The sequence below is a fragment of the Pseudomonas sp. Leaf59 genome (assembly GCF_920984685.1).
In the GTDB taxonomy this organism is placed as follows: domain Bacteria; phylum Pseudomonadota; class Gammaproteobacteria; order Pseudomonadales; family Pseudomonadaceae; genus Aquipseudomonas.
On the sequence record NZ_CAKLBR010000009.1, the window covers coordinates 197490 to 208542 of the forward strand.

Below are 11053 nucleotides of genomic sequence, written 5' to 3' on the forward strand. Positions count from 1 at the left end.
TGCGTGCTTACACAGCAGGTCGCGGGTGAATCACGGCGCGCAGGCGCTCCTCCTGCAGAAATTTCATGATGATCGGCGCCACGGCCTCGGCCCGGGTGATCAGGAACAGATGGCCGTCATCGATGATGTGCAACTGCGCATTGGGAATGCGCCAGGCCAGCAGGCGCATGTTGATCAGCGGGATCAGCGGGTCGTCGTCGCCGGCCAGCACCAGGGTCGGCTGGCGGATCTTGTGCAGCCAGTGGATGCTGGTCCAGCCCAGCCCCGCGAACAGCTGCCAGTAATACCCCAGCTTGCCCGCCGAGCGCACTTTGCTCGCGTGCTCGGCAGCCAGTCTGGCATCGCGGCGGAACGAGCCGCCGTAGATCATCGGCGCAATACGCACCACGTGGGACGGCTGGATATAGCGGCGCGGGCTTGCCATCAGCCACAGCACCCTGGGTTTGCCCGGTACCATGACCGCACCCGCCGCCGTGGCCGCCAGGATCAGTTTCTTGCAGCGTTCCGGGTAGTCATGGGCGAACTGCTGCGCCAGCGCGCCGCCCCAGGACACGCCTACTGCGTTGACCTGGCCGTAGTCCAGATAATCGAGCATGCGCGCGGTGAGCCTGGCCAGGCCCGGGAAGCGGTAGGGCCGGTTGGGCGTCGAAGAGCCGCCGACGCCGGGCACATCGAAGGCAATCACTTCCAGGTCCGGGTCCAGGGCCTGCACGAACGGAAACACCAACTCCAGGTTGGCGCCGATGCCATTGAAGATCAGCAGCGGCGTCATGTGCGGCTTGCCCGGGCGCACCGCCGTGCGCAGGGTCTGGCCGCCCAGGTCGATGGTGCGGAAGATGAACGGTTGCGACATGCTCAAGCCCTGTGAAGTCTTACAGCCGGAGGGAGATCAGTGTGGGAGCGAGCAAGCCCGCTCCCACATTTGGATCTCATTTCAGTCTAAACAACCTGTGTGGCTTAGCGTTCATGAACGTAGGTACCCGGCGCCGCTTCGGCTGCGGCGTAGGCTTTATTGCCCAGTTTCGCGGGGGCTTTCTTCAGTTTTCCGGCGCGCTCTGCCTGCCACGCCTGCCAGTGCAGCCACCACGAATCGGTGTGCTTGGTCGCATTCTCCTGCCACTCCAGCGGCTTGCCCGCCAGGCCGTCGCTGGTCTGATAGCGCGCCTTGGGGTTGCCCGGCGGGTTGAGGATGCTCTGGATATGCCCGCTGCTCGACAGCACGAACTCCACCTTGCCGCCAAACAACTGCGCTGACTTGTAGCAGGACTGCCACGGCGTGATGTGGTCGTTGGTGCCGGCCAGGGAGTAGATATCGGCGGTGATCTGCTTGAGATCGATGGGCGTGCCGCACACTTCCAGGGCATTGGCGCGCACCAGAGGGTTGTTCTTGAACAGCTCGATCAGGTCGCCGTGGAATGCAGCCGGCAGGCGCGTGGTGTCGTTGTTCCAGAACAGGATATCGAACACCGGCGGCTCATTGCCCAGCAGGTAGTTGTTGACCCAGTAGTTCCAGATCAGGTCGTTGGGGCGCATCCACGCAAACACCTTGGCCATGTCGCGGCCTTCGAGCACGCCGGCCTGGTAGGAATGGCGCTTGGCCGCTTCCAGGGTCTGTTCGTCGACGAACAGCGCCACCTGGGTATCCAGGGTGGTGTCCAGCACGCTCACCAGCAGGGTCAGCGCGTTGACCTTGTTCTCGCCCAGCGCCGCGTAGTGGCCCAGCAGCGCAGTGCAGGTGATGCCGCCGGAGCAGGCGCCGAGCATGTTGATGTCCTTGCTGCCGGTGATCGCGCTGACCACGTCCACCGCTTCCTTGAGCGCTTCGATGTAGGTGGACAGGCCCCACTCGCGCTGGGCCTTGGTCGGGTTGCGCCAACTGACGATAAAGGTCTGCTGGTTATTGCGCAGGCAGAAGCGCGCGAGGCTTTTTTCCGGGCTCAGGTCGAATACGTAGAATTTATTGATCTGCGGCGGTACCACCAGCAGCGGGCGCTCGTGCACCTGTTCGGTGATCGGCTTGTACTGGATCAGCTCCAGCACGTCATTGCGAAACACCACCGCGCCTTCGGTGGTGCCCAGGGTCTTGCCCACTTCGAAGGCGCCCATGTTGACCTGGCTGGGCATGCCGCCGTTGTGCACCATGTCCTTGGCCAGGTGGGACAGGCCGTCGAGCAGGCTTTTGCCGCCGGTCTCGAAGAAACGTTTGACCGCCGCCGGGTTGGCCACGCTGTTGGTGGGGGCCATGGCTTCGGTCATCAGGTTGATCACGAAGTGACCGCGGCTGATGTCCTGGGGCGACAGGCTGCTGTCGTCGATCCAGTCGTGCAGTTCCTTGCGCCACGCCAGGTAGGTTTGAAGATAGCGTTTATAGAGCGGGTTCTGGCTCCAGGCCGGGTCGCTGAAGCGACGGTCGTCGTGCTCCGGCACCAGCGCGGATTGGCCGAACATCACGTTCTTCAACTCGAGCCCAAGGTGGGCGGCATGTTTGACGCTGTGCAGCGGTTGCCTGATGGCCTGGGTCAGCACCATCTTCGCCGAGGCGAGTAAGTCCTTTTTGCGTAACGCGATGATCGGGTTCAGCCCCAGGGTGTTTTCCGAGGCCTGGCGTTTCAAGTCATCGTTGTTCTTGTCACTCATCTACGACGCTCCATTGTCCGAAAGACGAGTACCAGTCATGCCCGAGCGTCCAGTTTCGATACACGGCACAAACCAGGTACTGCAACTTGGGTGACCGTTGATACCGCATCGTCAAATGCAGGGAACTTGCCAGTTCCATTGGTTACCCGAGTTTAATTTTTTCCGCAAGCGGGCCAATCATTGACCACGCAACAGAGCATTCAAGCAGATGAAATTAGAAAATGCCCTCTAAAGCGCAGGAAGCCTGAGCTAGAGCATCAGCCGCACGACCGACTCGCTTGGGTCGCGGGTTTTGCCGGCGGCCTTGAGTTCGGCCAGGTAGTCGGCCCACAGCTTTTCCTGACGCACGGCCAGTTGGTAGAGGTAATCCCAGGTGAACAGTCCGCTGTCATGGCCGTCGTCAAAGGTCAATTTCAGTGCGTACTGGCCGGCCGGTTCCACCTTGATCAACTTAACGTGGAGCTTGCCGAATTGCAGGATCGGTTTGCCGTGGCCCTGGACCTCGGCGGAAGGCGAGTGCACCCGCAGGAGTTCGGCGGGCAGCTGGTAGGTTTCATCCGGCCCATAGGTGAGGCCGAGAGTGTTGGAGGTTTTGTGCAGGTTTACAGCGGTAGGGAATTTAGACATTGGCGATATTCCAAAATGTGGGAGAGGGCTTGCTCCCGATAGCGGTGTGTCCGTCAGCTTATCGGATACTGACACACTGCTATCGGGAGCAAGCCCCCTCCCACACTTAGAGCTGGGCGGTTACAGGATGTAGCGCGACAAATCTTCGTTCTGCGCCAGTTCGCCCAAGTGACTGTTGACGTAATCCGGGTCGATCTTGATCACTTCGCCATTTTGCGCACCGGCCAGGTCGCCTGCACTGAACGAGACTTCCTCCAGCAAACGCTCAAGCAATGTGTGCAGGCGACGGGCTCCGATGTTCTCGGTCTTCTCGTTGACCTGCCAGGCAATTTCGGCCAGGCGCTTGATACCGTCCGGCTGAAACTCGATGCCCAGGCCCTCGGTTTTCAGCAGTTCACGGTACTGCTCGGTGAGCGAAGCGTGCGGTTCGCTGAGGATGCGCTCGAAGTCACTCGGCGTCAGCGCCTTGAGCTCCACGCGAATCGGCAGGCGACCTTGCAGCTCCGGCACCAGGTCGCTCGGTTTGCTCAGGTGGAACGCGCCGGAGGCGATAAACAGGATATGGTCGGTCTTGACCATGCCCAGCTTGGTGTTCACGGTGCAGCCTTCGATCAGCGGCAGCAGGTCGCGCTGCACGCCTTCGCGGGACACATCGACGCCACCGGAGTTGCCGCGCTTGGCCACCTTGTCGATCTCGTCGATGAACACAATGCCGTTCTGCTCGACCGCTTCCAGGGCCTTGGCCTTGAGTTCTTCCTCATTGACCAGGCGCCCGGCTTCTTCGTCGCGCACCAGTTTGAGCGCGTCCTTGACCTTGAGCTTGCGGCTTTTCTTCTTGCCCTTGCCCATGTTGGCGAACAGGTTCTGCAACTGGCTGGTCATTTCTTCCATGCCAGGCGGTGCGGAGATGTCGACGCCAGAAACTTCGGCGACTTCGATCTCGATTTCCTTGTCGTCCAGTTGCCCTTCACGCAGACGCTTGCGGAACAGCTGGCGCGTGTTGGAATCGGTCGACTGCGCCGAGTCTTCGTTGAAACCCATGCGTGCCGGAGGCAGCAGGGCGTCAAGGATGCGTTCTTCGGCGGCATCTGCGGCGCGATGGCTGACCTTGGTCACTTCCTGTTCGCGCAGCATCTTCAGGGCAGCGTCGGCCAGGTCACGGATGATCGACTCGACATCGCGGCCCACATAGCCCACCTCGGTGAACTTGGTCGCTTCGACCTTGATGAACGGTGCGTTGGCCAGCTTGGCCAGGCGCCGGGCGATTTCGGTTTTACCCACGCCGGTAGGCCCGATCATCAGGATGTTTTTGGGCGTTACTTCAGCGCGCAGTTCTTCGGGCAGTTGCATTCGGCGCCAGCGGTTACGCAGGGCGATGGCGACGGCGCGCTTGGCGTCGTCCTGGCCGATGATATGGCGGTTGAGTTCATGGACGATTTCGCGGGGAGTCATGGACATAGTGTTTGGCGGCCTCAAGCGCAAATAAGCCTACGGCTTACTCGGCGAGGTCCTGCTCCTCAATGGTGAAGTTGTGGTTGGTGAACACGCAGATATCGCCGGCGATACCCAGCGCGGTCTCGACGACTTCGCGGGCCGACAGGTCGGTCTTCTTCAGCAGTGCACTGGCCGCCGCCTGGGCGTAGCCACCGCCGGAACCCATGGCGATCAGGCCGTGTTCAGGCTCAACCACATCGCCGTTGCCGGTGATGATCAGGGACGCGTCCTTGTTGGCGACCGCCAGCATGGCTTCGAGGCGGCTGAGGGAGCGGTCGGTGCGCCATTCTTTGGCAAGCTCGACCGCAGCGCGCACGAGGTGGCCCTGGTGTTTTTCCAACTGGCCTTCGAAACGCTCGAAGAGGGTGAAGGCGTCGGCGGTGGCGCCGGCGAAACCGGCAAGCACCTGGCCGTGGTACAGGCGACGCACTTTCTTGGCGTTGCCTTTCATCACGGTATTACCCAGGGAAACCTGGCCATCGCCGCCCATGACGACTTTGCCGTGGCGACGTACTGAAACGATGGTGGTCAAGGGGAGAGTCTCCACGCAGCGGGGCGAAAATGCCCTGATGGAAACTGATATGGGGGTGGTGGTGGGGATTTCAACTATAAGGGCTTTGTGCGGACAAGCGGCAGTGTCGGACTCATTCTGAAGATCAATGAAAATCCAATGTGGGAGGGGCTTGCTCCCGATGGCGGTGCGTCAGTCACTGAATGCTTGACTGAAACACTGCTATCGGGAGCAAGCCTCCCACATTTTGATTAGCGTTACGTCTGGATCAGCGGCTCTGGCGTTGTTGTAACAGCAGGTTGCTAAAGCCCGCACCAGCCAGTTGCTTCTGCGCCACGGTCAGTTGCTCACGGTTGCTGAACGGCCCCACCAGCACGCGATACCAGGTCGCTTCCTTCACCGTGCCGGACTCCACCGAAACGGTCTGGCCCAACAGGATGATCTGCGCGCGAACGCGCTCCGCATCCGCCTGTTTCGGGAACGAGCCCGCCTGCAGGAAGAACTTGGTCACCGGTGCTGCCTTGGTTTCGGCAACTGGCGGTGCCGGCGGCGGAGTGATCCCTGCCAGCGCCGCCTGGGCGCGGGCGGTGTCGATTTTTGCAGCTTCCGCCGGGGTCACCGGGGTGGTCGGCACCTGCGGCGTCGGCAGGGTTTTTTCCGGCACGGCATCAGGCGGCACGATCACTTCCGACTCGGGCAGCAGCGTGTAGAAGTCGTATTTCGGCTTCACTGGTGCGGTCGGACTGGGCGCGGTCTTGTTGGCTTCGGCCATCTTGCTGGCCTTTTGCTGTTCCTGCTTGACGCGTTTGACGTCGTCGCCCTGGCCCGGGTCCAGCTTCATCAGGAACACTACAAACGCGCCGACCGTAAGGCCGATCGCCATCCACAGCCAGCCCGGAATCGGCTTCTTTGCCGGGGCCTGATAGCGGCTCGCGCCGCGCTTGGGTGCTGGTTTCTTCTTGGCAGCCAACTTACATACGCTCCAGGGTTTCCAGGCCTAACAGTTCCAGGCCTTGCTTGAGGGTCCGTCCAGCCAGTGCGGCGAGGCGCAGGCGACTGTGCTTCTGGGCGTCGTCGGCGGCGGTGAGGATCGGGCAGTTCTCGTAGAAGCTGGAGAACAACCCGGCCACTTCGTACAGATAGGTGCACAGGATGTGCGGCGTACCTTTTTCGCCGACGCTGTTCAGCACTTCGCCGAACTGCGCCAGTTTGGCCGCCAGTTCGTGTTCCTGGGGGGCCTGAAGATTGATCTGGCCCTGAACTTCGCTGAAATCCTTGCCCAGTTTGCGGAACACGCCGGCCACGCGGGTGTAGGCGTAGAGAAGGTAAGGCGCGGTGTTGCCTTCGAAGTTGAGCATCAGCTCGAAGTTGAAGCTGTAATCGCTGGTGCGGTGCTTGGACAGGTCGGCGTACTTCACCGCGCCAATGCCCACCACGCGGGCGATGTTGCGCAGGTCGGCCTCGGCCAGCTCCGGGTTCTTTTCCTTCACCAGGGTGTAGGCACGTTCCTGGGCTTCGGTCAGCAGGTCGATCAGCTTCACGGTGCCGCCGTCGCGGGTCTTGAACGGGCGGCCATCGGCGCCGTTCATGGTGCCAAAGCCCATGTGCTCCATGTGCATCGGGTGGGTGACGAAACCTGCACGGCGGGCCACTTCGAACACCTGCTGGAAGTGCAGGGCCTGGCGCTGGTCGACGAAGTACAAGGCGCGATCGGCCTTGAGCACGCCGCTGCGATAGCGCACGGCTGCGAGGTCGGTGGTGGCGTAGAGGTAGCCGCCGTCGGCCTTGACGATGATCACCGGCAGCGGCTCGCCGTCGGCGGTCTTGAATTCTTCGAGGAACACGCACTGCGCGCCGTTGCTCTCCACCAGGAGGCCGGCGGCCTTGAGGTCGTTGACCACGTTGATCAGGTCGTCGTTGTAGGCGCTTTCGCCCATTACGTCGGCCATGGTCAGTTTGACGTTGAGCAGCTCGTAGATGTCCTGGCAGTGGGACAGGGAAATTTCACGGAAACGGTTCCACAGTGCCAGGCATTCAGCGTCGCCGGCTTGCAGCTTGACCACCAGGCCACGGGCGCGGTCGGCAAACGCCTCGGACTCGTCGAAGCGTTTTTTGGCCGCGCGGTAGAAGTTCTCGAGGTCGGCCAGCTCGTTGCTGGTGATCGGGTTCTCTTGCAGGTAGGCCATCAGCATGCCGAACTGGGTGCCCCAGTCGCCTACGTGGTTCTGCCGGATCACGGTGTCGCCGAGAAACTCCAGCACCCGCGCCACGCCGTCGCCGATGATGGTCGAGCGCAGGTGCCCGACGTGCATCTCCTTGGCGAGGTTGGGCGCCGACAGGTCGACGACCACGCGCTGGCTGTCGCCCGCTTTGCGTGCACCAATGCGGGCGTCGGCCAGGGCTGCATCCAGGCGCGAGGCCAGGGCCTGGGTGTTCTGGAAGAAGTTGATAAAGCCCGGGCCGGCGATTTCGGCCTTGGTGACGCTGGCGTCGGCGGGCAGCGCGGCGATGATTTTTTCTGCCAGGTCGCGCGGCTTCATGCCGGCCGGCTTGGACAGCATCATCGCGATGTTGCTGGCGAAGTCGCCGTGGGTCTTGTCGCGGGTGTTTTCCACCTGGATCGCCGGCGACAGGCCTTCAGGCAACACACCTTCGTTGACGAGTTGGGTGAGGGCTTGCTGGATCAGCTGGCGAATGGTGTCTTTCATGGTGTTCTCTTTCAACCGCAAGCGGCGGCGCGCGATGCGCAGGTGGAAAAACTGGGCATTATCCGTGGCGAGGGCGAGCTTGCCAACCGTTCAGACCGTATGGCGGACCTGCGGGCCTCATCGCGGGCAAGCCCGTTCCTGTATTTAAAGGTATTCACATTTCAACTGTGGGCGCTGGCTTGGCTGCGATAGCGATCTGGCTATCAATACAAATCCACCGGATCCACATCCAGCGACCAGCGCACCTGCCGGCCGCCGGGCATTTGCTCCAGGGCCAGCAACCAGCTGCTCAACAGCCGGTGCAACGGTGCGCGGGAGGTCGCCTGCAACAGCAATTGGGCGCGATAACGCCCGGCGCGGCGCTCCATGGGGGCGGGCACCGGGCCGAGCAGCTCGATGCCGCTCAGACCCAGCTCTGTCAGCAAACGTTCAGCGGCGCTGCAGGCCTCATCGAGAAAGCTTTCGGCCTGCCCCGGTTTATGGGCTTCGGCGCGCAGCAGGGCGAGGTGGGCAAACGGCGGCAGGCCGGCGGAGCGGCGTTCGCTCAGGGCCTGTTCGGCGAAGGCGAAGTAGCCCTGTTCGGTCAGCTGGATCAGCAGCGGGTGGTCGGCCAGGTGTGTCTGGATAATCACCCGGCCCGGCTCTTCGGCGCGCCCGGCGCGGCCGGCGACCTGCACGATCAACTGCGCCATGCGCTCGCTGGCGCGAAAATCCCCGGAGAACAGGCCACCGTCCGCATCGAGGATCGACACCAGGGTGACCCGCGGGAAGTGATGCCCTTTGGCGAGCATCTGCGTGCCCACCAGAATGCACGGTTGGCCTTTCTGGATGGTAGCAAACAGCTGATTCATGGCGTCTTTGCGCGAGGTGCTGTCACGGTCGACCCGCAGCACCGGGTAATCCGGAAACAGGATGCCCAGGCGCTCTTCGGCGCGCTCGGTGCCCGCGCCGACGGGGCGCAGGTCGACCTTGCCACACTGCGGGCAGTGGCGCGGTACCCGCTCCACATGGCCGCAATGATGGCAGCGCAGCTCGCCGTGGCGCTGGTGCACGGTCATGCGCGCATCGCAACGCTCACATTCGGACATCCAGCCACAGTCGTGGCACAACAGCGTTGGTGCGAAGCCGCGTCGATTGAGAAACACCAGCACCTGCTGGCCGGCGGCGAGGGTCTGGCCGATGGCCTGTTGCATCGGCCCGGAAATGCCGCTGTCCAGCGGACGGCTTTTTACGTCCAGACGCAGGAAGCGTGGCTGTTTGGCGCCGCCGGCGCGCTCGTTCAGGCGCAGCAGGCCATAGCGGCCGGTGTAGGCGTTGTGCAGGCTCTCCAGGGATGGCGTGGCCGAACCCAGCACGATCGGAATGTCCTCTTGGCGCGCGCGCACCAGCGCGAGGTCGCGGGCGTGATAACGCAGGCCTTCCTGCTGTTTATAGGAGCCGTCGTGCTCCTCGTCGATGATGATCAGCCCGGGGTTTTTCATCGGCGTAAACAGCGCCGAACGGGTGCCGATAATAATGTCGGCCTCGCCGTCCCGCGCCGCCAGCCACGACTCCAGGCGCTCACGGTCGTTGACCGCCGAGTGCACCAGAGCGATGCGCGCATTGAAGCGCTGCTCGAAGCGCGCCAGGGTCTGCGGGCCCAGGTTGATCTCGGGGATCAGCACCAGCGCCTGTTTGCCGGCCTGCAGGGTCTCGCGGATCAACTGCAAGTAGACTTCGGTCTTGCCGCTGCCGGTGACGCCGGCCAGCAGGAACGCGTGAAAGCTGTCGAAGCCTGCGCGGATCGCTTCATAGGCGGCGCGTTGCTCGGGGTTCAGCGGCAGCTCCGGCTGGGCCAGCCAGTGTTCATGGCGTGGGTCGGGCGCATGTTTGCGGATTTCGACCTGCACCAGCCCTTTGGCGAGCAGCAGGTCGAGGCTGTCCTTGCTCAGCATCAGCTTGCTTAACAGCTGATGCGCCACGCCATGGGGGTGCTGCGCCAGGGTGGCAAGAGCCTCACGCTGGCGCGGGGCGCGGGCGATGCGCGGGTCGTCGAGGCGCGCGCCGGGCACCGTGGACCAAAAGCGTTCCTGGCGCGCTTCGGCCAGTTCGCCCTGGCGCAGCAGCACCGGCAGCGCCCAGCTCAACGTGTCGCCAAGGCTGTGCTGGTAATACTGGGCGGTCCACAGGCACAGCTTGAACAGCGCCGGTGGCAGTGGCGCGGTGGCGTCGATGATCGCCACTGCGGGCTTGAGCTTTTCGGCCGGGACTTCGCTGTGGTCGGCAATTTCTACCAGGATACCGATCATTTCCCGGCGACCGAACGGCACGCGCACGCGCATGCCCGGCTGCAACTGCGCCCGCAGCACACCGGCCGGCGCGCGGTAATCGAACAGGCGGCGCAGGGGTGAGGGCAGGGCTAGGCGCAAAATGGCGTCGGGCACGCGAGAGGTCTCATCTAAAGGCAGGCGGTGATGCAGGGGCGCGAGCCTAGCAGACAGGGGGAGGCTTGGGGTAGCCGACAGTTTTCTGATGAAAGGGCAGTTCTGGGTTGTCAGCGCCGCTTGCGCGATTTGAAAGGTCTGTTAGAATCCGCGGCCTAATTACGTGCGGTATTCGACAATAGTGTCGAGTGGCGGCACGCTAGCCCGAGGAAGTGCCATGAAAGCCGATATCCATCCAGCGTACGAAACTATCGAAGTCACCTGCAGCTGCGGCAACAAGTTCGAAACCCGTTCGAACCTGTGCAAGCCACTGGGTACTGACGTATGCAACGAGTGCCACCCGTTCTACACCGGTAAGCAGAAAACTCTGGACACCGGCGGCCGTGTACAGCGCTTCGCAGATCGCTTTGGTGCTTTCGGCAAGAAACCTGCTGCTGCCACTCCGGCAGAGTAAGGTTCAAAAGCCTTATGGGCTTTTGCCAGCTGTTGAAAAAGGCGTCCCTTGTGGGCGCCTTTTTTGTGCCCGGTGTCCCGTCCTGAATAAGGTTTACACCTTCTGACCTTTCTTCAGGAGGACTCAATGGATACGGGAAAAAGGCGCAGCCAACGCGATTACACGCTAGCTTTTAAATTGTCGGTCGTAGACCAAGTCG

9 protein-coding genes are annotated in these 11053 nt (G+C 62.4%); 1 reads left to right on the top strand and 8 read right to left on the bottom strand.

Annotated features, from left to right (window positions below; translation table 11 throughout):
• Window positions 1–7 precede the first annotated feature (7 nt).
• The 8 genes from phaZ to LUB09_RS12680 all read right to left on the bottom strand — a co-directional run bounded on the left by phaZ (window position 8) and on the right by LUB09_RS12680 (window position 10400).
• Window positions 8–853 carry a poly(3-hydroxyalkanoate) depolymerase gene (gene phaZ / locus LUB09_RS12645; RefSeq protein ID WP_209987571.1) on the bottom strand — a complete coding sequence of 282 codons (846 nt, stop codon included), beginning with the start codon at window positions 851–853 and terminating at the stop codon, window positions 8–10.
• A gap of 104 nt (window positions 854–957) precedes the next feature.
• Window positions 958–2637, bottom strand: coding sequence for a class II poly(R)-hydroxyalkanoic acid synthase (gene phaC, locus LUB09_RS12650; protein WP_231422722.1), 1680 nt, complete (start codon window positions 2635–2637; stop codon window positions 958–960).
• A gap of 249 nt (window positions 2638–2886) precedes the next feature.
• Window positions 2887–3264, bottom strand: a complete 378-nt coding sequence (locus LUB09_RS12655) for a gamma-butyrobetaine hydroxylase-like domain-containing protein (protein ID WP_209987577.1) — start codon at window positions 3262–3264, stop codon at window positions 2887–2889.
• Window positions 3265–3384: 120 nt separating this feature from the next.
• Complete coding sequence (gene hslU, locus LUB09_RS12660; protein ID WP_209987579.1) at window positions 3385–4722, bottom strand: ATP-dependent protease ATPase subunit HslU; 1338 nt, start codon at window positions 4720–4722, stop codon at window positions 3385–3387.
• A gap of 37 nt (window positions 4723–4759) precedes the next feature.
• Complete coding sequence (gene hslV, locus LUB09_RS12665) at window positions 4760–5290, bottom strand: ATP-dependent protease subunit HslV (protein ID WP_003237338.1); 531 nt, start codon at window positions 5288–5290, stop codon at window positions 4760–4762.
• 247 nt (window positions 5291–5537) lie between these two features.
• Window positions 5538–6239 (bottom strand): SPOR domain-containing protein, encoded by a 702-nt coding sequence (locus LUB09_RS12670; protein ID WP_209987582.1) that lies wholly within the window; start codon window positions 6237–6239, stop codon window positions 5538–5540.
• Between the two features lies 1 nt (window position 6240).
• Window positions 6241–7977, bottom strand: a complete 1737-nt coding sequence (argS, locus tag LUB09_RS12675) for an arginine--tRNA ligase (protein ID WP_209987585.1) — start codon at window positions 7975–7977, stop codon at window positions 6241–6243.
• Window positions 7978–8180: 203 nt separating this feature from the next.
• The gene (locus LUB09_RS12680) at window positions 8181–10400 is read right to left on the bottom strand and encodes a primosomal protein N' (RefSeq protein ID WP_209987588.1); all 2220 of its coding nucleotides are present in this window, start codon (window positions 10398–10400) and stop codon (window positions 8181–8183) included.
• Between the two features lie 217 nt (window positions 10401–10617).
• On the opposite strand from LUB09_RS12680, the gene rpmE reads away from it, so the two are divergent.
• Entirely contained in the window at window positions 10618–10854 is a 237-nt protein-coding gene (gene rpmE / locus LUB09_RS12685; protein WP_003237330.1) for a 50S ribosomal protein L31, read from the top strand.
• Window positions 10855–11053: the final 199 nt, after the last annotated feature.